Origin of the sequence: Pseudomonas sp. p50(2008), assembly GCF_015351605.1 — a bacterium.
Classification (GTDB): domain Bacteria; phylum Pseudomonadota; class Gammaproteobacteria; order Pseudomonadales; family Pseudomonadaceae; genus Aquipseudomonas.
This window is the reverse complement of sequence record NZ_JACMYF010000004.1, coordinates 310268-332882: the sequence shown is the minus strand read 5'-3', so window position 1 is coordinate 332882 and position 22615 is coordinate 310268. Positions and strand designations below refer to the sequence as shown.

24 protein-coding genes are annotated in these 22615 nt (G+C 60.3%); 18 read left to right on the top strand and 6 right to left on the bottom strand.

From position 1 onward, the window contains the following. The first annotated feature begins 3 nt into the window (after nucleotides 1–3). The 15 genes from H7698_RS13260 to gspM all read left to right on the top strand — a co-directional run bounded on the left by H7698_RS13260 (nucleotide 4) and on the right by gspM (nucleotide 14503). The gene (locus H7698_RS13260; RefSeq protein ID WP_045061932.1) at nucleotides 4–1422 is read left to right on the top strand and encodes an FAD-dependent oxidoreductase; all 1419 of its coding nucleotides are present in this window, start codon (nucleotides 4–6) and stop codon (nucleotides 1420–1422) included. Between the two features lie 240 nt (nucleotides 1423–1662). Next, a complete protein-coding gene (gene hemE, locus H7698_RS13255) occupies nucleotides 1663–2730 on the top strand; it encodes a uroporphyrinogen decarboxylase (RefSeq protein ID WP_194691664.1) in 1068 nt (355 codons plus the stop codon). Nucleotides 2731–3024: 294 nt separating this feature from the next. Beyond that, complete coding sequence (gene gbpA / locus H7698_RS13250) at nucleotides 3025–4491, top strand: N-acetylglucosamine-binding protein GbpA (RefSeq protein ID WP_162439916.1); 1467 nt, start codon at nucleotides 3025–3027, stop codon at nucleotides 4489–4491. 76 nt (nucleotides 4492–4567) lie between these two features. Continuing rightward, on the top strand, nucleotides 4568–5110 hold the full coding sequence (locus H7698_RS13245; protein WP_194691663.1) for a cytochrome b: 543 nt from the start codon (nucleotides 4568–4570) through the stop codon (nucleotides 5108–5110). Next, nucleotides 5094–5651 (top strand): type II secretion system protein N, encoded by a 558-nt coding sequence (locus H7698_RS13240; protein ID WP_235992828.1) that lies wholly within the window; start codon nucleotides 5094–5096, stop codon nucleotides 5649–5651. Before H7698_RS13245 ends, H7698_RS13240 begins: the two co-directional genes overlap by 17 nt. 7 nt (nucleotides 5652–5658) lie before the next feature. Continuing rightward, the gene (gene gspD, locus H7698_RS13235) at nucleotides 5659–7587 is read left to right on the top strand and encodes a type II secretion system secretin GspD (protein ID WP_194691662.1); all 1929 of its coding nucleotides are present in this window, start codon (nucleotides 5659–5661) and stop codon (nucleotides 7585–7587) included. Then, nucleotides 7584–9071, top strand: a complete 1488-nt coding sequence (gene gspE, locus H7698_RS13230) for a type II secretion system ATPase GspE (RefSeq protein WP_194691661.1) — start codon at nucleotides 7584–7586, stop codon at nucleotides 9069–9071. The genes gspD and gspE overlap by 4 nt, the downstream gene beginning before the upstream one ends. Before the next feature lie 3 nt (nucleotides 9072–9074). Beyond that, nucleotides 9075–10283, top strand: coding sequence for a type II secretion system inner membrane protein GspF (gspF, locus tag H7698_RS13225; protein ID WP_194691660.1), 1209 nt, complete (start codon nucleotides 9075–9077; stop codon nucleotides 10281–10283). Between the two features lie 3 nt (nucleotides 10284–10286). Beyond that, a complete protein-coding gene (gspG, locus tag H7698_RS13220; RefSeq protein WP_194691659.1) occupies nucleotides 10287–10742 on the top strand; it encodes a type II secretion system major pseudopilin GspG in 456 nt (151 codons plus the stop codon). Between the two features lie 3 nt (nucleotides 10743–10745). Continuing rightward, nucleotides 10746–11213 carry a type II secretion system minor pseudopilin GspH gene (gene gspH, locus H7698_RS13215; protein WP_194691658.1) on the top strand — a complete coding sequence of 156 codons (468 nt, stop codon included), beginning with the start codon at nucleotides 10746–10748 and terminating at the stop codon, nucleotides 11211–11213. Further along, nucleotides 11206–11589, top strand: a complete 384-nt coding sequence (gspI, locus tag H7698_RS13210) for a type II secretion system minor pseudopilin GspI (RefSeq protein WP_194691657.1) — start codon at nucleotides 11206–11208, stop codon at nucleotides 11587–11589. The genes gspH and gspI overlap by 8 nt, the downstream gene beginning before the upstream one ends. Continuing rightward, a complete protein-coding gene (locus H7698_RS13205; protein ID WP_194691656.1) occupies nucleotides 11582–12124 on the top strand; it encodes a type II secretion system protein GspJ in 543 nt (180 codons plus the stop codon). Before gspI ends, H7698_RS13205 begins: the two co-directional genes overlap by 8 nt. Beyond that, on the top strand, nucleotides 12121–12972 hold the full coding sequence (locus H7698_RS13200; protein WP_194691655.1) for a type II secretion system protein GspK: 852 nt from the start codon (nucleotides 12121–12123) through the stop codon (nucleotides 12970–12972). Before H7698_RS13205 ends, H7698_RS13200 begins: the two co-directional genes overlap by 4 nt. Next, on the top strand, nucleotides 12969–14075 hold the full coding sequence (gspL, locus tag H7698_RS13195; RefSeq protein ID WP_194691654.1) for a type II secretion system protein GspL: 1107 nt from the start codon (nucleotides 12969–12971) through the stop codon (nucleotides 14073–14075). The genes H7698_RS13200 and gspL overlap by 4 nt, the downstream gene beginning before the upstream one ends. Continuing rightward, nucleotides 14072–14503: a type II secretion system protein GspM gene (gspM, locus tag H7698_RS13190; RefSeq protein ID WP_194691653.1), complete on the top strand. Its 432-nt coding sequence runs from the start codon at nucleotides 14072–14074 to the stop codon at nucleotides 14501–14503. The genes gspL and gspM overlap by 4 nt, the downstream gene beginning before the upstream one ends. Here gspM and H7698_RS13185 read toward each other — a convergent pair. Next, a complete protein-coding gene (locus H7698_RS13185; RefSeq protein ID WP_442966294.1) occupies nucleotides 14496–15728 on the bottom strand; it encodes an MFS transporter in 1233 nt (410 codons plus the stop codon). The two genes, gspM and H7698_RS13185, sit on opposite strands and share 8 nt — an antisense overlap. A 167-nt stretch (nucleotides 15729–15895) precedes the next feature. On the opposite strand from H7698_RS13185, the gene H7698_RS13180 reads away from it, so the two are divergent. The 3 genes from H7698_RS13180 to H7698_RS13170 all read left to right on the top strand — a co-directional run bounded on the left by H7698_RS13180 (nucleotide 15896) and on the right by H7698_RS13170 (nucleotide 18326). Next, nucleotides 15896–16837 (top strand): LysR family transcriptional regulator, encoded by a 942-nt coding sequence (locus tag H7698_RS13180; protein WP_162439904.1) that lies wholly within the window; start codon nucleotides 15896–15898, stop codon nucleotides 16835–16837. Nucleotides 16838–16888: 51 nt separating this feature from the next. After that, nucleotides 16889–17272, top strand: coding sequence for a type II toxin-antitoxin system PemK/MazF family toxin (locus H7698_RS13175; protein WP_194691651.1), 384 nt, complete (start codon nucleotides 16889–16891; stop codon nucleotides 17270–17272). 727 nt (nucleotides 17273–17999) lie between these two features. Then, the gene (locus tag H7698_RS13170) at nucleotides 18000–18326 is read left to right on the top strand and encodes a DUF6124 family protein (protein ID WP_194691650.1); all 327 of its coding nucleotides are present in this window, start codon (nucleotides 18000–18002) and stop codon (nucleotides 18324–18326) included. A gap of 134 nt (nucleotides 18327–18460) precedes the next feature. Here the strand turns inward: H7698_RS13170 and H7698_RS13165 are convergent, their stop codons facing one another. The 5 genes from H7698_RS13165 to H7698_RS13145 are packed head-to-tail and all read right to left on the bottom strand — an operon-like array spanning nucleotide 18461 to nucleotide 22568. After that, nucleotides 18461–19711 carry a beta-ketoacyl-ACP synthase gene (locus H7698_RS13165; RefSeq protein ID WP_194691649.1) on the bottom strand — a complete coding sequence of 417 codons (1251 nt, stop codon included), beginning with the start codon at nucleotides 19709–19711 and terminating at the stop codon, nucleotides 18461–18463. After that, on the bottom strand, nucleotides 19711–20439 hold the full coding sequence (gene fabG, locus H7698_RS13160; protein WP_194691648.1) for a 3-oxoacyl-ACP reductase FabG: 729 nt from the start codon (nucleotides 20437–20439) through the stop codon (nucleotides 19711–19713). Before fabG ends, H7698_RS13165 begins: the two co-directional genes overlap by 1 nt. Beyond that, entirely contained in the window at nucleotides 20432–20896 is a 465-nt protein-coding gene (locus H7698_RS13155) for an ApeP family dehydratase (RefSeq protein WP_162439900.1), read from the bottom strand. Before H7698_RS13155 ends, fabG begins: the two co-directional genes overlap by 8 nt. After that, nucleotides 20893–22089: a beta-ketoacyl-[acyl-carrier-protein] synthase family protein gene (locus H7698_RS13150; protein WP_194691647.1), complete on the bottom strand. Its 1197-nt coding sequence runs from the start codon at nucleotides 22087–22089 to the stop codon at nucleotides 20893–20895. Before H7698_RS13150 ends, H7698_RS13155 begins: the two co-directional genes overlap by 4 nt. Further along, nucleotides 22086–22568 (bottom strand): hypothetical protein, encoded by a 483-nt coding sequence (locus H7698_RS13145; RefSeq protein WP_194691867.1) that lies wholly within the window; start codon nucleotides 22566–22568, stop codon nucleotides 22086–22088. The genes H7698_RS13150 and H7698_RS13145 overlap by 4 nt, the downstream gene beginning before the upstream one ends. Nucleotides 22569–22615 lie beyond the last annotated feature (47 nt).

The window sequence follows — 22615 nt, the reverse complement described above, 5'->3', positions numbered from 1 at the left end:
ACAATGGCTGAACGTCTGAATAACGACTTCCAGTTCATCGAGGTCGGGCGCAAAGATCCGAAGAAGAAACTGTTGCGTCAACGCAAGAAAGAGTTCGTGGAGATCTACGAGCCCTTCAAACCCCAGCATTCGGCCGATCAGGCCCACCGCTGCCTGGGTTGCGGTAACCCGTATTGCGAATGGAAGTGCCCGGTGCACAACTTCATTCCAAACTGGCTGAAACTGGTGGCCGAGGGCAACATCCTTCAGGCCGCCGAGCTGTCGCACCAGACCAACACCCTGCCGGAAGTGTGCGGCCGGGTGTGCCCGCAGGATCGTCTGTGCGAGGGTGCCTGCACCCTGAACGACGGTTTTGGCGCGGTGACCATCGGTTCGGTCGAGAAGTACATCACCGACACCGCGTTCGCCATGGGCTGGCGCCCGGACATGTCCAAGGTCAAACCGACCGGCAAGCGCGTTGCAATCATCGGCGCGGGCCCGGCCGGTCTGGGCTGTGCCGACGTGCTGGTGCGCGGCGGCGTGACCCCGGTGGTGTTCGACAAGAACCCCGAAATCGGCGGTCTGCTGACCTTCGGCATTCCCGAGTTCAAGCTGGAAAAGACTGTGCTGAGCAATCGTCGCGAAGTCTTCACCGGCATGGGCATCGAGTTTCGCCTGAACACCGAAGTGGGCAAGGATGTGACCGTCGAGCAACTGCTCGAAGAGTACGATGCCGTGTTCATGGGCATGGGCACCTACACCTACATGAAGGGCGGTTTTGCCGGTGAGGACCTTCCGGGTGTGCATGACGCGCTCGATTTCCTGATCGCCAACGTCAATCGAAACCTGGGCTTTGAAAAGTCGCCGGAAGATTTCGTCGACATGAAAGGCAAGAAGGTGGTGGTGCTGGGCGGTGGTGACACGGCGATGGACTGCAACCGTACGTCGATTCGTCAGGGCGCCAAATCGGTGACCTGCGCCTATCGTCGCGACGAAGCCAACATGCCGGGCTCGCGCAAAGAGGTGAAGAACGCCAAGGAAGAAGGCGTGAAATTCCTCTACAACCGCCAGCCAATCGCGATCGTCGGCGAAGACCGCGTCGAAGGCGTGAAAGTGGTCGAGACCCGTCTCGGCGAACCGGATGCCCGTGGCCGTCGCAGCCCCGAGCCGATCCCGGGTTCCGAAGAGATCATCCCGGCCGACGCCGTGGTCATCGCTTTCGGTTTCCGCCCAAGCCCGGCGTCGTGGTTCGAACAGCACAGCATCCAGACCGACAGCCAGGGCCGTGTTGTGGCGCCGGAACAAGGTCAGTACAAGCACCAGACCAGCAACCCGAAAATCTTCGCCGGTGGCGATATGGTTCGCGGGTCTGACCTGGTGGTAACGGCGATCTTCGAAGGCCGCAATGCCGCTGAAGGGATCCTGGATTACCTGGGCGTCTGACTCCGCGACAAAAAACCTTGTAGGAGTGAGCCTGCTCGCGATAGCGGTGAATCAGTCACCAGATGCAATGACTGACACTCCGCCATCGCGAGCAGGCTCACTCCTACAGTTGTTTCGCGGTGTTGCGAAAACCGCATTCCCCCGCGACAAATTGACCCGATAGACAAAAGGCTGACCTGCAACCGTGCCTTTTGCGTCGCGCTCTGAGAAAATGCCCGCACTTTTTTTCCGGATGCCGACATGACTGCCCTGAAGAACGACCGTTTCCTTCGTGCCCTGCTCAAGCAACCCGTAGACGTCACGCCCGTGTGGATGATGCGTCAGGCCGGTCGCTACCTGCCGGAATACCGCGCCAGCCGTGCCAAGGCCGGCGACTTCATGAGCCTGTGCATGAACCCGGAGTTCGCTTGCGAAGTCACCCTGCAACCGCTCGACCGCTATCCGCAACTGGACGCGGCGATTCTCTTCTCCGACATCCTGACCATTCCCGACGCGATGGGCCAAGGCCTGTACTTCGAGACCGGTGAAGGTCCGCGCTTCAAGAAAGTGGTCAGTACCTTGGCCGACATCGAAGCCTTGCCGATTCCTGATCCGCACAAAGACCTCGGCTACGTCATGGATGCTGTCAGCACCATCCGCCGTGAACTGAACGGTCGTGTGCCGTTGATCGGCTTCTCCGGCAGCCCATGGACCCTGGCGACCTACATGGTTGAAGGCGGCTCGTCGAAAGACTACCGCAAGACCAAAACCATGCTCTACGACAACCCGCAAGCCTTGCACCTGTTGCTGGACAAACTCGCGCAGACGGTCACCAGCTACCTCAACGGCCAGATCATGGCCGGTGCGCAAGCCGTGCAGATTTTCGATAGCTGGGGCGGCAGCCTCTCGGCGGCGGCGTACCAGGAATTCTCCCTGGCCTACATGAAAAAGATCGTCAGCGGCCTGATCCGCGAACACGAAGGCCGCAAGGTTCCGGTGATCCTGTTCACCAAGGGCGGCGGTTTGTGGCTGGAAAGTATCGCCGACGCTGGTGCGGATGCGCTGGGGCTGGATTGGACCTGCGACATCGGCAGCGCCCGTGATCGCGTCGGCAGCAAAGTCGCCCTGCAAGGCAACATGGACCCAACCGTGCTCTACGCCAAACCGGAAGTCATTCGTACCGAAGTCGGGCGCATCCTCGCCAGCTACGGCAAGGGCAGCGGTCATGTATTCAACCTCGGCCATGGCATCACGCCGGAAGTCGATCCAGAACACGCCGGCGCGTTCCTGCGCGCAGTGCATGAGTTGTCGGCGCAGTATCACGAGTAACGGCTACTGAAGTATTTGAAGCCTGCCGGGACGCGTTCCCGGCAGGCTTTTTTTATGCCTGTTGAAATGACTGTCGTAAGGCGCGTGCTTGTCCGTAGGAACATTTTTATCGGCTGACAGAGAGATCACTACAAAGACCATTCCTGCTTTTGAAAGCGATTACTCCTACATAGAAATTGCCGCTATCCCCGTAAGGTTCCAGCCCCTCGTCGGGTGCGTTATGCACCCGGTGATATCGCACCCATTGGCGCTTTTCCGAGCGTCTGTATTTCGATAAGCAGTCTGGAATCCATCATGAAAAACAACTTCGAAAAGAGAAGTGCGTTAGCCGCCTGCACTTCTTCAATGATCCTGTTATCGGCAATGTTCGCTTCGCAAACCGTTTCTGCCCACGGCTATCTGGACGTGCCGCCTTCGCGGGCACTGCTGTGCCAAAAAGGCGTGAACACCCACTGCGGGAACGCGCAATACGAACCGCAAAGCGTGGGTGAAACCTTCAAGGGCTTCCCGGCTGGCGTCGGCGGTGCTCCATTGCAAGGACCGGTCGATGGCAAGATCGCCAGTGGCGGCCACTCGTCATTCTCCGCTCTGGACGCTCAGTCCGCGACCCGCTGGCAGCTGACCGAAATCAAAGACCGCAACATCAATTTCGAATGGCAATACACCGCCGTTCACCCTGCGACCAAGCACGAATATTTCATCACCCGCAACGGCTGGAACCCGAATGAGTCGCTCAAACGCGCCACCTTCGAAAGCACGCCGTTCTGCACTATCGATGGCGGCAACCAGAAACCCGTTTCCGGTGCCAAGCACAGCTGCACCCTTCCTGAAGACAAGTCCGGTCAGCATGTCATCCTGGCGATCTGGACAGTCGGCGATACCGATGCGGCCTTTTACAACGTGGCCGATGTGAACATTCTGGCCGAGGCATCGCTGCCCGGTGGCTGGTCCGCCGTGGGTGGCATCGCGCCGTCGACCGCATTGCTGGTCGGTGACAAGGTCAAAGCTCGCGCGTTCTCGGCCAATGGTGAAAGCCCGCAATACAGCGTCGAAATATCCATCGACAACGTCGAGGAAGGTTCGCCGAACAACTGGGCCTTCAAGCTGGCCGAAAAAATCAATGCGACCCACACCCTTGTCCGTGCTGGCGTTCGTGATGAGAACGGCAACGTCGAACCGGTGAAGGGTAACAACCGCCTGTACGCGCAAAAGGAAAGCGGAATCACCCGTTACGAAGTGCAGCTGGACATGAAAGAAGACGCTGCGGCTCGCCTGTCGGTGGCTTCGCAGCAAGCGGAGTACGTACTGGATAAAGGTCGTGCCAAGGTCGACTTCAGCATCATTTCCAATCGCAAAATGAACGTCGAAGCGACCCTGTTCGATCAGAACAACAAGCCGGTCGGCACTACCTCGGGCCAAGTGGATAGCGGACTTGCGTCGCTCTCCATGGATGTTCGCAGCAACCCGGGCGCGCACACGTTGACGCTCGTCGGCACCACACTGGATGGCCGCACGACTCGCCAGGATACGCAGCCAACCAACATGACGGGTGAAGGCGCAGGCGTCGAATATGACTTCGTGTTCCCTGAAGGCGTAAGCGACTACACCGCCGGCACCAAGGTACTGCAGCCCAAAACCGATGAAGTCTTCGAGTGCAAGCCGTTCCCGGAGTCCGGTTACTGCAAGCAGTACAGCCCGACCGCTAACGGCTTCGAGCCGGGTGTCGGTGCTCACTGGCACATGGCGTGGGACAAACTCTAAGCCCCTCAGGTGACGCTTCAGGCGATCGTTGTCCGATCGCCTGAAGACTTGTGCCTCTATTGAATCGAGTTTGAAGATGACGGTTTCGGGTTACTCCAGACAACGAGTTTGGCTGCATTGGTTGTCGGCGGTTGTCATTATCTGGACCCTGGCCTCGGGGTTTTACGTGGCCAGCGTTCAAGTGCCCGCGCAGCTCAAACAGACGGTTGCGTTCTTCAACGTTTCTCTGACCACGGTGTTCATTCCTTTTTTCATTTGGCGTTTCTTCGCTTTCATCTCTCACACCAAACTTAGGGGTGTCATCCATCTATCGAGGGTCGAAGGACGTGTGCTGCTTGCCCACCTCTCGATCTACATCACAGTGAGCGTTGTGTTGGTCACCGGCGTTTTGATGATGGATCGCCCGATCGATGTATTTGGGGTCGTCGAGATTGCTCAGCCACTGACCCAACCAGCATTTATCCAGTTGTTCTTCACGATCCATATTTGGGCATGTGTCCTGCTGTCTTTGCTTGTCGCACTGCATGTCGGTGCAGTGATCGTCCATGAGGTATGCAACCACCGCGTACTCAGACGGATGTCTTTTTGCAGCAAGCGCCGAAATGAGCACCTCGAGTGAAGTTGCCATGAAGCGTTTCCTGAAACAGCTCACCGGGAGCGCCTTGACCAAGGGGCTGTTGTTGCTGATACCCGTCAGCTACGGGACATTTCTCGCTTGGCAAGAGTGGCTCTGGCGCGAAAACCTCGCTTCTGTGGCGCATTCCGTGGTCGCGCCAATCGCCGCGCCTTCCCGTGAGAATCTTGATACGACGGCAGTTGCTACGGTGTTTGGCCTGGTGGATGAAGCGACGCGGTTGCCAAGTGCTGAATCCTTGAGCTTGCAGGCCAGTTTTGTCGTCGCGTCGGGTGTGTCGAGGGCGCTGCTCGCCGACGCTCAAGGCTCGCGCATGTACCAGGTGGGAGAACAATTGCCGGGTGGCAGCGTGCTGCGCCGTGTCGAACCCAACCAGGTCGTATTGTGGAACAAGGGGCGCGAAGAACTGCTGACGTTGCAGCCATCTGCCGAACGTTTTCTGCGCAGGCTTGAATCGCCCTCCGCACCAAATGCAGCGGCCGCTTCTTCGCGTTTTCTACGTCCGTTTCTCGGGCCGTCAGAGTGATCATTTCATGAACAGCTTCTTCCGTGCGCAGGCGTCTCGCGTCCTGCTTCTTCTCGTCCTTTTAGTGTCGGCGAACGAGCCCGGCACGCTTCAAGCCGAAGACGAAAAATGGCAGCTGGCAATGAACAATGCCGAGCTGCGGGACATCGTCGAGGAGATTTCCACCATTCTCGGAACCACCGTAGTGCTTGATCCCAGAGTCACTGGGCGCATTACCGTCATGTCCCGTCAGGCCCTTGATCGCGAGGGTGTCCGTCGCTTGTTCTACTCGGTGCTGGATGCGCATAACTTCACGGTGATCGACGAGGGCGACCGGATACTGATCACGCCGGTGACCGAAGCCAAAACCCGTGCCGGCCAAGGCGTGGCGAAGAACGCTACAGCCTCGCAATTTGTCACCCAGGTCATCGAACTGGATACCAGCAACGCCGCCGACATTGCCGGGCTGGTGCGGCCATTGATTTCGGCCAATGGCTACGTCGGCCCGTCGGTGTCGGCCAACGCCCTGGTGGTGACCGACGCGGCCGCCAATGTGCAGCGTGTTGCCCAGCTCGTCCGGCAGTTGGACGCTGGCCAGAACACACAGCATGCCGTCGTGCAGTTACGTCACGCCCAGGCGGCTGACGTGGCGCCGGTGATGGAAGCGACGCTGGGTAAACGCAATGCCGATACCGCCATTCAGGTCATTGCTGACACGCGGACCAACCGTTTGATCCTCGTCGGTCCGCCGACGGTCCGCCAGCGTCTGGTCGACCTGGCGCGCAGCCTGGATACGCCGGCTACCGCGAACCTCGACAACGCCCGAGTCATTCGCCTGCGCTACAGCGATGCCAAGCAACTGGCCGAAGTCCTTGAGACGATGGGCCAGGGCAGAAAGCCGACCCAGACGATGGGAGGGGCGAAGGAACAAGCCTCTGGCCCCGGGTTCATCATCAAGGCAGATGAAAGCCAGAATGCATTGGTGCTGATTGCCGAGCCGGCGCAGATCCGCACCATCGAAAACATTGTGCGTCAGTTGGATCAGCCCAGAGCACAGGTGCTGATTCATGCTGCGATTGTGGAAATTTCTGGCGACATGGCCGAGGCCGTGGGTGTCCAGTGGGGCATCAACACCGGTGACGCGAAGGGTTTCCTGAACTTCCCCGGTACCGACATCCCGATCGTCGGTGGACTGAGATTCGACGAGATAAAGAGCGCACCGGAAGGCGCCATTCTGCAGTTGGGCAGCGACCGCTTCGGTGCGTTGATTTCAGCGCTGGCAAGCAATACCCGCAGCAACTTGCTGTCCACGCCGAGTCTGCTGACGCTGGACAATCAGCAGGCAGAAATCATCGTCGGCCAGAACGTGCCGTTCAAAACCGGTTCCTATGCCACCAATAGCAGCGGTGCGGATAATCCGTTCACCACGGTCGAGCGCAAGGACGTGGGCATCAGCCTGAAGATCAAGCCCTACATCAACGAAGGCTCGACGTTGCGTCTTGAGGTCGAGCAGGAAGTGTCCGACATCGCGCCCTCAGTATCTGGCGTCGATTCCTCTGATCTGATAACCAACAAACGCGCGCTCAAGAGCACCATCCTGGCCGACGATGGCGAGATCATCGTCATCGGTGGCCTGATCAGGGACAGCGTCCGCACTCAGCAGAGCGGCGTGCCATTGCTGCGTGATATCCCTTACCTCGGCGCGCTGTTTCGCTGGAAAAAAGACACTCAGAGCAAAAGCAATCTGATGGTCTTTTTGCGCCCGACCATTGTGCGCAGCAAGGAGGATCTGTCCGAGGTCAGCCAGCAGCGTTACAACGCGCTGCACGACCTGAGCAAGTCTGGCGCGCAGGGCAATAACTCATTGCTGCTGCCGGCGGATTCGCGTCAGTTGTTCGAGCCGGTGAGCGATACGCCCGTGATTGATTTGCGCAAGCAAACGCCGGTGCGTCCTTGAGCGATAAGCCCGTAAAAGAAGGTTACGAGCAATTGCCCTTCGGCTTCGCGCGGCGTTTTGGTGTGCTACTGGAGCGTGAAGGTCCGAAGCCGAGCCTGGCACTGCGGGCCGACACGCCGCTGACGGCGCTGGCAGAAGCTCGCAGAATGTGCGGTCAGGACCTGTCGTTCCGAATCCTCGATGCGGATGTTTTCGCCTTGCGCCTAGCATCGGCCTACCGCGAAGGTCAGAGCGCTGCGGAGCAGGTCGCCCAAGGGCTGGACGACGAACTGGACCTGCTCAGCCTGGTCGATCAAGTCCCGCAAACCGCCGACCTGCTGGAGCAGCAAGGTGATGCGCCGATCATCCGGCTGATCAATGCACTGCTCAGCGAAGCGGTGCGCGAGCAGGCATCTGATGTGCACCTGGAAACCTTCGAGCAGTACCTGTCGGTGCGCATGCGTGTTGATGGGCAACTGCGCGAAATGCTTCGCCCCCGGCGTGAGCTGGCGACCCTGTTGGTGTCGCGAATCAAGGTCATGGCGCGCCTGGACATCGCCGAAAAACGCGTCCCTCAAGATGGTCGTATCGCGTTGCGCCTGGCGGGGCATGAAGTCGATGTGCGGGTCTCGACATTGCCCTCGGCCCACGGCGAAAGAGTGGTGTTGCGCCTGCTCGACAAACAGGCAGGACGCCTGCAGTTGCAACGCCTGGGAATGCCGGACGATACCCTCGCGAGCCTGCGCCAATTGTTGGCCAGGCCCCACGGCATCCTGCTGGTGACCGGCCCCACCGGCTCGGGCAAGACCACTAGTTTGTATGCCGCGCTCAGCAGTCTGAATGACCAGACCCGCAACATTCTCACGGTCGAAGACCCCATCGAGTATCACCTGCCGGGGGTAGGGCAGATGCCGGTCAACCCGAAGGTGGACATGACCTTCGCCCGAGGCTTGAGGGCGATCCTGCGTCAAGACCCGGACGTGGTGATGGTCGGCGAAATTCGAGACCGCGAGACGGCGGAGATTGCCGTTCAGGCCTCACTGACCGGTCACCTGGTGCTCTCGACATTGCACACCAACAGCGCGGTCGGTGCGGTAACCCGGCTGGTGGACATGGGCGTCGACACCTACCTGTTGGCGTCGTCGCTGGTGGGGGTTTTGGCCCAGCGCCTGGTGCGTACGTTGTGTCCCCATTGCAAGGTGCCGTACCTCGCTGATGCGGCGACCTGTGTGCGTTTGGGGATCGACCCCGAAACCTCGCAGCAACTCTTCAGGGCCGAAGGCTGTGAACAGTGCCAGCGCGGGTATCGCGGTCGGGTCGGCATTTACGAACTGATCAGCATCACACCCGAAGTGTCCGCACTGATCCATCAAGGCAGCAGTGAACAGGCCTTGACCGAGGCAACCCGCAAGCACTCGCGCAGCCTGTTTCAGGACGGTCGCCAGCGGGTACTGGACGGTTTGACCAGTCTCGATGAGTTGTTGCGTGTGACGCAGGAGGATTAGCACATGCCGACGTTCGATTACCGCGCCCACGATGCCCATGGCCGCAGTTGTAAAGGTCGACTGGAAGCCGATGGCGCGCGTCATGCCCGACAATTGTTGCGTGAGCGTGGGTTGTGGCCACTTGAGTTGACCGAGACCCGTTCCGGCAGCGACGGAGGTGTAAAGCCGCGCGGGGGGCGTTTGAGTGCGGCTGAACTGGCGCTGCTGACCTTGCAGTTGTCGACGCTGGTCCAGGCCGGCTTGCCCCTGGAGGAAGCGCTCGAGGCGGTGGCGAAGCAGAGCGCCAAGCGCAAGGTGGCCGGTCTGCTGTCCGCCGTCAGAAGCCGGGTGATGGAAGGGCATGCCTTGGCGGCAGCGTTGGGGATGTTTCCCCGGGCGTTTCCCGAATTGTTCCGGGCCACCGTGGCCGCCGGTGAACGTTCCGGGCACCTCGGCCACGTGCTGGAGCAACTGGCGGCTTACACCCAGACCCGTCAGGCCTCGCGCCAAAAAATCCAGATGGCCCTTGTCTACCCGCTCATTTTGATGCTGGCCAGTGTGGCGATCGTCGGCTTTCTGCTGGGTTTTGTCGTGCCGGACGTCGTGAAAATTTTCGTCGACAGCGGGCAGCCATTGCCCTGGCTGACCCAAGCGTTGATCGGCGTGAGCAACGGGCTGCGCAACCACTTTCTGCTGCTGCTGGCGCTGCTGGCAACACTCATCAGCCTGTGGCGCTGGAGCCTGCGTCAGCACTCATGGCGCCTGCGCTGGCATCGGCTGGCCTTGCACCTGCCGGTCATGGGCGAAGTATGGCGTGCGATGGAAGCCGCGAGGTTTGCCAGCACGTTAGCGATCCTCGGCAAGAGCGCGGTGCCCTTGGTGGACGCGTTGGAAATCGCCGCTGCGGTCATCGGCAACCTGACCATTCGCGCCCGCATGGTCGATGTCGCCCGCTCGGTCCGTGAAGGCGGAACCCTGACTCGCGGACTCGAATTGAGCGGCGATATCCCGCCGATGATGCTGCACATGATTGCCAGCGGTGAACGCGCCGGCGAACTCGATCGCATGCTCGCCCGTGCCGCGGATCAACAGGAAAGCAGCCTGGCGGCGCGAATCGCACTGGTCGTCAGCCTCTTTGAGCCCGCCATGCTGGTGGTGATGGGCGGCGTCGTGCTGCTGATCGTCATGGCCATCCTGCTACCGATTCTCAGCCTCAACCAATTGGTGAATTGAACCATGCAACGCTTACGCAAAAACTCCTCCTCCGCCCAGCGCGGTTTCACCCTGATTGAAATTATGGTGGTGGTCGTCATCATCGGTGTACTGGGGGCGATCGTGGTGCCGCAGTTCATGAGCCGACCCGATCAGGCCAAAGTCACTGCCGCCAAAATCGACATCCAGGCCATCGCCACCGCGCTGGAAATATATCGCCTGGACAACTTTGCCTACCCCTCGACGCAACAAGGTCTGGAAGCCTTGACCAAGCGCCCTTCCGGGCTCCCGGCCGCACGCAACTGGAACCCTCAGGGTTACCTGAAAAGCCTGCCCGTCGATCCGTGGGGCACGCCGTATCAGTACCTCAATCCCGGGGTGCGATCGATCGACGGGGACTACGACATTGTGTCGCTGGGTTCCGACGGCGTGATCGGGGGTGAAGGGCAGGCGAGCGATATCGGCAACTGGAGTCGCTGACCAATGCGCAAGCGGTGTACAGGCTTCACCTTGCTGGAGTTGATGATCGTCATCGTCTTGATCGGTGTGTTGCTGGGCATGGCGAGTTTTGCCACTGGCCTGAATCCGGCGCGCCAGGCAAGGCAGGAGGCGCACGCGCTTGCGCAGGTCATGCAACAGTTGCGAGAGCGCGCCGTGATCGAGGGGCGCGAATATGGCCTGCGACTGAGCATCGAGGGCTATCGCGTGATGCGGTATGACATTCGCGGCTGGGAATCGGCGGGCAGCTTTTATCGGTGGCCCGATAACGTTCGGGTGCGGCTCAAGCAAGACGGGTATTCGCTGATCCTCGGCGCTGACGCGGGACCGCCTCAATTGCTGTTGCTCAGCAGCGATGAAACCAGCGCGTTCACGCTGACGTTCATGTCCGCCGACAGGACCTGGCTGAGCCTTTCCGGGGACGGCATCGGTGAGGTCGTGATCGATGGGTAGCCGTCATTCCATCACGCACATGCGCGGCTTCACGCTGTTGGAAATCATGGTGGCCCTGGCGATTTTTGCGACGCTGGCGGCCGCTGTACTGTCCGCGAGTCAATACGTGGTGAAGCAGACCGCCGGTGTCGAAGCGCGCGTCTTCGCGGCGTGGTTGGCGGATAACCGGCTCAACGAACTGCGTCTGCAACCGCACTTGGCCATCGGTCAACAACACCTGATCGTGCACATGGATCGTCGCGACTGGATGCTGCGCCAGACCATCAGTGCGGCGAGCGATCCGGACCTGCTCAACATCGACATCCAGGTCACGCTGGCGGGTCGCGAGCAGACCTTGTATCGCGCCAACGGCTGGGCACCCAATCGCCATGAATAACCAGCAAGGGTTCACGTTGCTGGAGCTGGTTATCGCGTTGGCGATATTCGCGCTGCTGGGGTTGGCCAGTTGGGGGTTGTTCGATGGTGTGGTGCGCGTGCAGCAAGGTACGACGGCTCATGAACGTGAATTCAGAAGCCTGCAACGCGCCGTGGCCGTGATCGAACGCGACCTGATGCACGTGACCGGGCAGCCTGTCGTGCTGACGCAGGCAGGCCTGCAATTACAGCGCAGCCACTGGCGTAATCCCCTGGACCAGCCCCGCAGTGAACGCCAAACGCTGAGCTATCAGCTGGAGAACGGCGCGCTGTGGCGCGAGAGTCGCGGGGACGGCACGGCGATCGTGCAACGACAGAAATTGCTCGACGAGGTGCGTGATTTGAGCTGGAGACTGTTCGATGACGAGGCCGGCTGGCTGAGCGATTGGCCGGCCGGACAACACAAGAACGCGCCAATGGCGCTGGAAGTTCAGGTCTCGGTCGGACGTTTCGACGCGATCCGTCGGGTGCTGCTGATGCCAGGCTCGCGGCCATGAACGGGCGCCAAAAAGGCATCGCATTGATCAGCGTATTGCTGGTCATGAGCCTGGTGCTGTTGATCACCAGCGGCTTGCTGCGCAGTCATCGCCTGATGCTGCAAAGCAGCGCTCAACAGCTGCAGCAGTTACACCTGCGTCAGTTGGTCGTAGGCGCCGAAGCCTGGGCACGGCTGCAGTTACAGGACGCGGAACAAGGCACACCTAAAACCGTTGATCTGACTCAGGACTGGGCTCGCCTGACGCCTGCATTCGACATTGAAGAGGCGCAAATCAGTGTCGACATCGAGGATCTCGCAGGACGCTTCAACCTCAACGCATTACTGAAGCCGGGACAGATTGATCAGGTCACGCTCAACCGTTGGGCGCGCTTGCAGGCATCGCTCGATCTTGCACCACTGCAACTCGGCCAAGTGGGGGAATTGCGGGAGCTGAGCCAGCTCCGATTACTGCCGGGCGTTGACGGTCAGGTGTTGCGTCAACTTGAACCCTGGGTGGCGCTTCTACCTCCAGAGGCGGCTCTGAACATCAACACTGCACCGGCGCTGATCTTGAGGACCCTCGGTGAGGTGGACGCCGCACTAGGCGATGCATTGGTTCGGCAGGCGTCGACCTCCGCCTGGGGCAGTGTTCAGGCGTTTACCCAGGACCCGATGATTTCCGGTTTGGGCCTGAGCAGCCATGGCCTGGGGATCGCCAGCCGCTGGTTTCGGATCACGGTGCAAGCGACGTCTGGAGAGCGCAGTTTGCGCTTGGTGACCGACGTCGAACGTGACCTCAAGACCCGCCAACTGACGGTCCTGCAAAAACGTTTTCTCCCTTCGATGGCCAACGAGACTTTGCGATGAACACCTGGCTTTACCTGACCGCCGAAGGCCTCGATGCAGGGTCGACTGACTGGCCCTGCTGCGTCTGGCCACCGACCGGCCAACTTCAAACCCTGCCCATGGATCAAGCAGCGCAGGCGTTGAACGGGCAGGCCGTCGACCTGCTGTTGCCAATCGAGTTATGCAGCTGGGTGCGTAGCGATCCCTGGCCTTCGCGACGTGCTCCCGACAAACGAGTCATCGCGTTTGCGGTGGAAGATCAACTCAGCGAGGCGCTCGAGGCGCTGCACCTCTGCATAGGTTCGCGTGACCGTGAAGGACGCTACCCGGTGATGGTCATTGCCCGACAACGATTGACCGCCATCCTGACGTTGTTGGCGGCGTCGGGCATTGAGGTTCGTTCGATCTTCGTTGATGCCGACGTCTTGCCCGACGATCACGCGCTAGGCGTCTGGTGGTGGGGTCGATGGATTCTGGGTGGGGGGCTGCCGGCGCGGATGGCGTTGTCGGAAGACGGGCTGACGCAACTGCGGCCCATGTTGCCCGCGGACATTCAGTGGTGCGACGAGCGTCAGGATGGCCCACCCCTTGATCAATGGCTGAAGACGCGCCCAGCGCATGCAATCAATCTGCTGCAAGGTGCTTTCGCGCCGCGTCGCAGGTCTTTGCCCTGGCGCCTCGGCGGGTTTGCGATGGCGATGCTGTTGTTGATGACCTGGGGCGCCAGTGAAATGCGCATTCGTTTTCTGGACAGTGAAACCCGTCGTCTTGTCACGCAAAACGAGCGGCGGTTCAAGGCGATCTACCCTGATCAAAGCCGCATCGTGGATCTGGCCGCGCAACTCAAGGCACTTCAAAATCGACCGGTAGAGTCGCAGAACACGCGCATTGCCGACCTGGTGAAACTGATTGATCAAGTCATCGGTGCCAGCGCTGTCGAGGTGCGTCGTATCGAGTTTCGGGTGGGGGACGGATGGAAAATCCAGCTGACCGCCAACAGCTTTGCCGAGCTTGAACAGTTGCGTGAGCGGGGGCGGCAGCAAGGCATGTCCGTCAGGCTCGATAGCGCCACCAAAGAGCGCGACAACGTGCACGCCACCCTCACCGTGGAAGACAACGCATGAAGCAGGTATGGCAGCGCATTTCTGTGCGTGAACAACGGTTGCTGCAAGCCCTGGGTGCTTTCTTGCTGATCGTTGTGGCATTCAGTCTGATCTGGCAGCCGACTCGTCAGCGCCTGGAAACCGTCGAGCGTCAACATCGGCATCAGTTGGCACTGGTTGCGCAGCTGCAACACGCGCAACCGCGCAGCAATGCTCCAGCTGATTCCGGTCAGCCCCTGTCGCTGCGCATCAGCGACAACGCTACGGCGGCGGGGCTCGATATCCACCAGATGGAAACAGACGTCGATACAGTGCGCCTGACCCTCAGCGGCAACGCGAACGCCGTGATGCAATGGCTCGACGGCGTCGAGCGTGAGGGGGTTGCGCTGCAATCGTTGACGCTGGAAAAACGGGACGCGCTGCTGGAGGCGCGGGTGGTGTTCAGATAGGGGTGCCGTTGCCGGGCAATAGCGGCAGCTTCGCCAACTTCAATGCCACGAGCAGCGCAATCACCAGCAAGGTGCCAACGAACAGCCCGATCCCGTTCCACCCACCCAGGTGCCAGAACACGCCGCCCGCCGTCCCGGCAATGCTCGACCCGGCGTAATAGCTGAACAGGTACAGCGAGGACGCCTGGCCCTTGGCCGTGGTTGCGCGTCGGCCAATCCAGCTGCTCGCGACCGAATGTGCGCCGAAGAAGCCGAAGGTGAAAATCAGCATGCCGATGATCACCAGGGGCAGTGGCGTGAACAGGGTCAGGGCAAGACCGGCGATCATCAATACGATGGTCGACCAGAGCACTTTGCGGCGGCCCAGTTTGTCGGCCAACGAACCGATTTTTGCTGAACTGTAGATCCCCGACAGGTACACCACCGACAGCAGTCCGACGAAGGCTTGTTCCATGTGGTAAGGCTCGGCCAGCAGGCGATAGCCGATGTAGTTGAACAGGGTGACGAACGCGCCCATCAACACAAAGGCTTCAAGGAACAGCAGCGGCAGGCCGGCATCGCGAAAGTGCATGGTGAAACCGTCGAGCAAGCTGCGCGGGTGCAGCGAGCGTGGGCGGAAGTTGCGCGATTCCGGGAGGATTTTCCAGAACACCGCCGCTGCAATTAGCGCCAGGCCCCCGATGACCAGCATCGCCGTGTGCCAGCTGACGAAGTCGATCAACACGCCGGTGATCAAACGCCCGCTCATCCCGCCGATGGCGTTGCCGCCGATGTACAGGCCCATCGCCAGGCCGATGTGTTGTGGGTGAATCTCCTCGCTCAGGTACGTCATGGCGACCGCCGCCAGACCGCTCAATGACAGGCCGATCAGCGCTCGCATCAGCAACACGCCGTGCCAGCTCGGCATCATCGAACTGGCGATGGTGCACAACGCTGCGGCGAACAATGCAGCAACCATCACCGGTTTACGCCCCACTCGGTCGGAGATCGGGCCGGTGATCAGCAGGCCGATGGCGAGCATGCCGGTGGCGACCGATAGGATCAGGCTGCTCTGTGCCGCATTGATGGCGTATTCGTGGGACAACAGCGGCATCATCGGTTGCACGCAGTACAGCAGGGCGAAGGTCGCGAAGCCGCCGCAGAACAGCGCCAGCACCGTGCGCATGAACATCGGCGTGCCTTTTTCGATGTAGATCTCCTTCATCTCGGCGACGACATCGTCCAGCGCGGCGGGTGGAACTTCATGGGCGAGTGGAGCGACAACAGTTTTCACTTCGGACCTCGGTAGCAGGCAGCCGGTCAGGCAATGAAAAAAGCATATAGCTGCCTAATGATTCAATCCAATATATTGTTCGACCTGTTTGAGAGCTTTTACGACCTAATGGAGTTTTCATGGAATTGCGCCACCTGCGCTACTTCATCGCCGTCGCTGAAGAACTGCACTTTGGCCGCGCCGCACAGGTGCTGGGCATCTCGCAGCCACCGCTGAGCCAGCAGATTCAGGCACTGGAACAGGAAGTCGGGGCGCGCTTGTTCGAGCGTACCAATCGTCGGGTCGAGCTGAGCGAAGCCGGCCGACTGTTTCTGGAAGAGGCGCGACTGGCGCTGGCGCAGGTCGACAAGGCTGCGGACGTCGCACGCCGGGCGCAACTCGGTGAGCTGGGCGAAATGAAAATTGGATTCACCTCGTCGGCGCCCTTCAACTCGACCATTCCCCAAGCGATTTTTTCGTTCCGCCAGCGTTTTCCGGCGGTGCATTTGAACCTGCGGGAAATGAGCAGTACCCAAGTGGCTGAGGCGCTGGTGGATGAGTCGATCGAAGTCGGGATCATGCGACCGCTGGGTCTGCCGGATTCTCTGAGCGTGGTGGAGCTGATGCGTGAGCCGCTGGTGGCGGTGCTCAGCTCCAAGCATCCGCTGGTGAATGGCAGCGAGGGCGGCCTGTTTCTGTCAGCCCTGGCTCTCGAACCGTTCGTCTTTTTCCCACGCAGCTACGGCAGCGGGCTGTACGCGCAACTGCTGAGCCTGGCGCGAGACTCCGGCTTCAGCCCGCACTTCGCCCAAGAAGCCGGCGAGGCAATGACCATCATTGGATTGGTGGCGGCGGGGTTGGGCGTGTCGGTGCTGCCGGCGTCTTATCAGCGGATGCGCATTGATGGGGTGGTGTACCGACCTTTGCTTGATCCGGCAGCGGTGTCGGCGGTGTGGCTGGTGCAGCGCAAGGATCAGAAATCGCCGATGGCGCGGGCGTTTGTGGAGTTGTTGACGAGGAAGGTTGAAGGGGAAAATCAAAGCACCGCACCCCGTACATTTGAAGTTACGGATCGACCTTAGAGATTTGTCTGTTCCTTGCGCATTATCGATTTCTTTTGATGAGTGCCACGGATGCCACTTCTGTATCAACCTAAGGAAGGTAGTGTGCTGATTTGCGATTTCAGAGGTTTTGAAGTCCCCGAAATGATTAAAGTCAGGCCTGTTGTCGTTATACGCAAACACAGGACGAACAGCTTGTTGGTAACGGTTGTCCCTTTAAGCACCACTGCGCCGGATCGTCTGCTGGAACACCATTTGGAACTGCAAAGCCATCTCCAGGGTGCCAATGCAGTTTGCTGGGAAAAGTGCGATATGGTTGCAACAGTCGGCTTGTCGAGACTTGACCGGATCAAAAGCCGAGATCGCCAAGGGAAGCGCGTTTATTTAATTTCACAGCTTGAAGCAGATGAGTTTCACGCAATCAAAGCCGCAGTTCGCAGCGCGCTTGGCTTGTGATGTCATGAGGTGTGGCATACGGGCCAACTGCCAGCTGTTGTCCCTGGTTCAGTTTCAAGCAATACTACCGGAGTTCCCGAAAGGGGCTTGTGAGACTCTGAGGATCCTGGGTAACCAGCCATCGCAGAGCCAGACAGGTACAGAGCGATGACAAGCCGACCTGTTTGTGAAGGGGCGCCGAAAGGCGCCCTTTGTCGTTTCTGGTGTCACATAAGCAACTGCTGCGCAGTCAATCGCGGGCAAGCCCGCTCCCACAGGGTCTGGCGGCGTGAACGCGATTGCCGTCACACTGCAAAAAACTGTGGGAGCGGGCTTGCCCGCGAAAGCGTCTGCTAGCTCACCGGAAAGGGTTCAGTTATCGATGCCGGAACGGATGTTTCGCTGCAAGGTGTAGGACATTTCCATATTGCCTTGAGCAGGCCACAGCGCCTTGCGGCATTGCCTACAACTAATCCAGAATCCGCCGGCTTGTGCGCCTTGGGGGCGGTCGATAACTTGGTTCGGTCACTGATTCCCAGTGATCGGGTTTAGTCGCCCGGGGTTGTTAGTAGGTGCACAGCGTTCTATTCAGTCAGGTATCCCTCATCCCTGTACTTAATGGTGGTTGTGCGCAGGGCGCTTTCGGGCGCGCCGGTATTGCTAACTCCCCGGTCGACTAACCTGCGCACAGCCGCCACCCATTCGTTTAGTCGCGAGGCAGTTGCGGCTCCATTCAAGGAGTTGGCAAATGTTAAAGGTCACACCCAATCCGCCGGACACCGATCCGACGTCGCCGCACGAAACCCCCAATTCTGAAAAGCCGCTCGAAGCCCCCGATCACATGGCCGGTCGCACGCGCCAACCGAGCTCCATCTTCCTCATCGCCCCTGATATCGACAACCAGACCCTGTTGGAATACGCCTGCGAATCCCTGGCCTCAGCGAACGTGATGGCCAGCGACTTTGCGCGGTATCTGGAGGGCTCGCAGTGCAACACACTGCTGGGGATTCAGCAGTCGATCATGCTGGGAGAGCTGGCGGTGAATCGGGTGCTGGATAACCTTGATCCACCGTAAGCAGCTACACCACTGATCATTCCCACGCTCCGTGTGGGAATGCCTCAACGGACGCTCCGCATTCGGCTCTGGATGGGACGCTGAGCGTCCCGGGCTGCATTCCCACGCAGAGCGTGGGAACGATCAATAAACCATCAATGTGGGAGCGGGCTTGCAGATGAAGACCAACGCCGAAAAATCAGCGACGTATTCACCCCGCCAAACGCAAAATTGTTGTTCATCACGTACTGATTACTCATCTGCCGGAACTCGCCGCGCAGGTAATCCAGCTTGCCGCAATGCGGGTCAACTTCATCGAGGTTGAAGGTATGTGCGTACAAATCGCTGTTCATCATTTCGATGCTGAACCACGACTCCAACGCCCCGCAGGCGCCGAGGGTGTGGCCGAGGAAGCTTTTCTGCGAGCTGATCGGCATGTGTTCACCAAACAGCGCGCTGGTCGCGAGGGTTTCGGCAATGTCGCCTTGTTCGGTCGCGGTGCCGTGACCGTTGACGTAGCCGATGTCAGACGGCTGCAAGCCTGCGTCTTCCAGTGCCAGCTCCATGGCCCGGCGCATGGTGAGTTGCTCCGGACGGGTGGTGTGCTGGCCGTCGGCGTTGCTGCCGAAGCCGACGAGTTCGGCATGAATGCGCGCACCGCGAGCCAGGGCGTGTTCGAGTTCTTCGAGCACCAGCATGCCGCCACCTTCACCAATCACCAGGCCGTCGCGGTCCTTGTCATAAGGGCGCGGGGTGGTTTGCGGGGCGTTGTTTTTCAGGCTGGTGGCGTAGAGCGCATCGAAGACCATGGCTTCGGTGGGGCACAGTTCTTCGGCACCGCCAGCGAGCATCAGCGGCAGGCGGCCGAACTTGATCGATTCGTAGGCGTAACCGATGCCCTGGCTGCCGCTGGTGCAGGCGCTGGACGTCGGAATCAACCGGCCGGTGAGGCCGAAGAAGATGCTGATATTGGCGGCGGTAGTGTGGGGCATCATGCGCACGTAGGAATTGGCGTTGAGCCCCTCGGCGACCGAGTTGAGCAGCATGTTGCCGAAGGCCTTGATCTCGTCCGTGCTGCCGGTGGAAGACCCGCAAGCGACGCCCATGCGCCCATCCTTGATCGATTCATCGCCCAGCAACCCGGCATCGGCGAGGGCTCGCTCTGACGCGCCAACGGCAAGGCGCGAAACGCGGCCCATGCTGCGCAGTTGTTTGCGAGTCCAGTGGCTGGGCACCTTGAAGTCATCGATGGGCCCGGCCAGGCGGGTGTTGAGTTCGGTAAACCGGTCCCACTCGTCCATTCGGCGAATGCCGCTGCGGTTGGCCGCGAAGTTGCCGGCGATGGTTTCCCAATCGCTGCCCAGAGAAGTGATGCCGGCCATGCCGGTGACGACGACGCGCTTCATCAGCACAGGCCTCCGTTGACGGCCAAAACCTGCCGGGTGATGTACGACGCTTCCGCCGACATCAGGAAATTCACTGCACCGGCCACCTCTTCCGGGGTGCCCATGCGCTGTGCGGGGATCATTTTCATCAGTTCTTCCACCGGCACGTTTTCATCGAGCATCGCCGTATCGATCAGGCCGGGAGCGACGCAGTTGACGGTGATCTTGCGCTTGCCCAGTTCGATCGCCAAGGCTTTCGCCGCACCGATCAAGCCCGCCTTGGAGGCGCTGTAATTGACCTGGCCACGGTTGCCGATCAACCCGGACACCGACGTGATGCAGACAATCCGCCCGGCGGCGCGACGACGAATCATCGGCATCATCACCGGGTGCAGCACGTTGTAGAAACCGTCGAGGTTGGTGCGCATCACCACATCCCAATCATCCTCGCTCAGCGCCGGAAAAGCACCGTCGCGTGTGAGCCCTGCGTTCAGAACAACCCCGTAATAAGCACCGTGGGCTTCCACGTCTGCCTCAAGAATGGCTTTGCAGCTGGCGCGGTCGGATACGTCGAATTGCAGAATGCGTGCAGAGCGGCCCAGGGCTTCGATTTCTGCCTTCACCGCCTGCGCGTCGGCGAGACCGCTGCGGCAATGCAGCACGATGTCATGCCCGGCCTGGGCCAGACGCAAGGCGATAGCGCGGCCGATGCCACGGCTGGAACCGGTGACCAGTACGGATTCAGTCATGACTGGACTCCTTCGATTCATGAAGATATTGCGCAGGCTGAGGCGGGCGGAACACGTTCAGACGGGCGGTGGCGTGGATGCCGGGGGCGTTGATGTGGCATTCGAACACGCCCATGCCGTTATCGTCTTCGAGCGAGCGCAGCCCGTGGATGGTCAGCTCGGTGCCGGCGGGGAAATGTTCGACGTTGCATTCGAATTTACGGGTGCCCAGCAGGAAGCCCAGCGCCACGGCATCACCACGCTGGCGTGCGTGGCAGCCGGCGTAGGCGGCAACGCTCTGGGCCATCAGTTCGATGCCGACCCAGGCTGGCAGGCTGCCGTCTGGACGGTTGAACAGGCCGTCGGGTTTGACGGTCAGCCGGGTGAGGATCTGCTCGTCATCGAAGGACAAAACCTGCTCGATCAGGATCATGTCGCCAGCGTGAGGCAGCAATTCGGCGAGCGGCCAGTCGATCATGGTGCGTCTCCGATTATCAGGCTGACGTTGTTGCCACCGAAGGCAAAGGAATTGCTCATCAGGTAGCGAGGTGCAATGGACGTCAGCCGATCGGCCGGGGTCACCCACTTCAGTGCGGGCAGCCCAGGGTCTGGCTGGCCATCCCAGACGTGCGGCGGCAAGGCGTGCTGTTGATTGTCAGTGCTCAGGCTCAACCAGCAGAAGGCCGCTTCGAGTGCCCCGGCCGCGCCAAGGGTATGACCGGTCATCGGTTTGGTCGACGAACACGGCACGCCTGCCGGGAACAGCGTGGCCACCGCCAGGCTTTCCATCGCGTCGTTGTGTTGCGTGGCGGTGCCGTGCAGGTTCAGGTAGCCAATCTGTTCGGGTTGCAGGCTCGCGCGGCTCAGGGCTTTGCGCATCGCTTGCAGGGCACCGCGGCCGGTCGGTTCCGGGGCGGAGATGTGATGCGCGTCGGAGCTGGCGCCGCTGCCGAGCAGGGCAATCGATTGATGTTCGCCGGCACGTCTGGTCATCAGAAACAACACCGCTGCTTCGCCGATGTTGATGCCGTTGCGATTGACCGAAAACGGATTGCAGCGTTGCCCGGATACCGCGTCCAGCGCTGAGAACCCGTTCAATGTCAGCTTGCACAGGGTGTCGACCCCGCCGCACAGCACCGCGTCGCACAGGCCGAGATTCAGCAGGCGCTGGGCACTCATCAACGCCCGTGCGCTGGACGTGCAGGCGGTGGAAATCACATAGGCCGGACCACTCAATTGCAGCCATTGCGCAAGGAAATTCGCCGGCGCGCCGAGTTCCTGTTGCTGATAGTCGTATTGGGCGGGAAATTCATCTTCACGAATGTAGTGAGCGAGCCCGCGACTGGCTTCGTCGATGCCCGATGTGCTGGTGCCCAGGACCACGCCGATACGGTCACGACCGTAAGTCTGGATGGCCTGGTCGATGTCTCCGCGGATCTGCAGTGCCGCTTCGAGCAGCAATTGATTATTACGGGTGCCTTGGTCCGCGAGTCCAGCGGGAATGGCGGCGAGCTCACCGCGTACGGCGGCCACCGGTAATGAGCGGTCTGCGACCCAGCCGCTTTCGTTGCGCATGCCGGAGCAGTCACCGGCAAACAGATGGTGTGCTACTTCCTGCTTGTCGCGACCCAGGGCACAGATCACCCCGAGTGCGTTCAGATAGGCCGTCATGGCGTGTCCCCGCTCAGCGGCGTGACCTGATATTTCGGGCCTTTAGGCAGGGTCAGCTCAAAATTCATCGGCTGCGCGTAACGCACATCCCAGTGCTCGGGCAGGCTCCGTTGTGCGCCATGTTGCCAGGCGAGCGGATAGTTACCCTGGAGTTGATCCTTGGGCGTCAGCGCAAACATCAGTGCCGCGAACAGCTCTCTCGCTTCCGGATTCGGCGGCAGCAGACCGTCGGCGTGCCATTCACCGTCGATCAGTTTCTGGCGGGCCTGCGGGATACCCAACAAGTCCATCATCGACCAGCGAATGCCAGGGCCTTCGCGCTGGATCACCAAAACCCAGTCCAGACGCTGATTGTCCTGCAGGCGCTGGACGTGCAGTTGCAGTGGCAACGGCAGGTCCGGGGTCTGCTCGGGCAGCGGCGCGCGGCTGGCACAGGCGCTCAACAGCAAGGCGGCGCCCAGTAGCAAAAACCTCGCTATCCCGGTAGGCGTGAGCCTGCTCGCGATGACGGTATTACATCCAACAG

What these genes read in the sequence shown, in the direction of transcription:
- H7698_RS13260 (WP_045061932.1), top strand. Translation starts at nt 4, where the DNA reads ATGGCTGAACGTCTGAATAACGACTTCCAGTTCATCGAGGTCGGGCGC.
- hemE (WP_194691664.1), top strand. Translation starts at nt 1,663, where the DNA reads ATGACTGCCCTGAAGAACGACCGTTTCCTTCGTGCCCTGCTCAAGCAA.
- gbpA (WP_162439916.1), top strand. Translation starts at nt 3,025, where the DNA reads ATGAAAAACAACTTCGAAAAGAGAAGTGCGTTAGCCGCCTGCACTTCT.
- H7698_RS13245 (WP_194691663.1), top strand. Translation starts at nt 4,568, where the DNA reads ATGACGGTTTCGGGTTACTCCAGACAACGAGTTTGGCTGCATTGGTTG.
- H7698_RS13240 (WP_235992828.1), top strand. Translation starts at nt 5,094, where the DNA reads ATGAGCACCTCGAGTGAAGTTGCCATGAAGCGTTTCCTGAAACAGCTC.
- gspD (WP_194691662.1), top strand. Translation starts at nt 5,659, where the DNA reads ATGAACAGCTTCTTCCGTGCGCAGGCGTCTCGCGTCCTGCTTCTTCTC.
- gspF (WP_194691660.1), top strand. Translation starts at nt 9,075, where the DNA reads ATGCCGACGTTCGATTACCGCGCCCACGATGCCCATGGCCGCAGTTGT.
- gspG (WP_194691659.1), top strand. Translation starts at nt 10,287, where the DNA reads ATGCAACGCTTACGCAAAAACTCCTCCTCCGCCCAGCGCGGTTTCACC.
- gspH (WP_194691658.1), top strand. Translation starts at nt 10,746, where the DNA reads ATGCGCAAGCGGTGTACAGGCTTCACCTTGCTGGAGTTGATGATCGTC.
- gspI (WP_194691657.1), top strand. Translation starts at nt 11,206, where the DNA reads ATGGGTAGCCGTCATTCCATCACGCACATGCGCGGCTTCACGCTGTTG.
- H7698_RS13205 (WP_194691656.1), top strand. Translation starts at nt 11,582, where the DNA reads ATGAATAACCAGCAAGGGTTCACGTTGCTGGAGCTGGTTATCGCGTTG.
- H7698_RS13200 (WP_194691655.1), top strand. Translation starts at nt 12,121, where the DNA reads ATGAACGGGCGCCAAAAAGGCATCGCATTGATCAGCGTATTGCTGGTC.
- gspL (WP_194691654.1), top strand. Translation starts at nt 12,969, where the DNA reads ATGAACACCTGGCTTTACCTGACCGCCGAAGGCCTCGATGCAGGGTCG.
- gspM (WP_194691653.1), top strand. Translation starts at nt 14,072, where the DNA reads ATGAAGCAGGTATGGCAGCGCATTTCTGTGCGTGAACAACGGTTGCTG.
- H7698_RS13180 (WP_162439904.1), top strand. Translation starts at nt 15,896, where the DNA reads ATGGAATTGCGCCACCTGCGCTACTTCATCGCCGTCGCTGAAGAACTG.
- H7698_RS13175 (WP_194691651.1), top strand. Translation starts at nt 16,889, where the DNA reads ATGCCACTTCTGTATCAACCTAAGGAAGGTAGTGTGCTGATTTGCGAT.
- H7698_RS13170 (WP_194691650.1), top strand. Translation starts at nt 18,000, where the DNA reads ATGTTAAAGGTCACACCCAATCCGCCGGACACCGATCCGACGTCGCCG.
- H7698_RS13165 (WP_194691649.1), bottom strand. Translation starts at nt 19,711, where the DNA reads ATGAAGCGCGTCGTCGTCACCGGCATGGCCGGCATCACTTCTCTGGGC.
- fabG (WP_194691648.1), bottom strand. Translation starts at nt 20,439, where the DNA reads ATGACTGAATCCGTACTGGTCACCGGTTCCAGCCGTGGCATCGGCCGC.
- H7698_RS13155 (WP_162439900.1), bottom strand. Translation starts at nt 20,896, where the DNA reads ATGATCGACTGGCCGCTCGCCGAATTGCTGCCTCACGCTGGCGACATG.
- H7698_RS13150 (WP_194691647.1), bottom strand. Translation starts at nt 22,089, where the DNA reads ATGACGGCCTATCTGAACGCACTCGGGGTGATCTGTGCCCTGGGTCGC.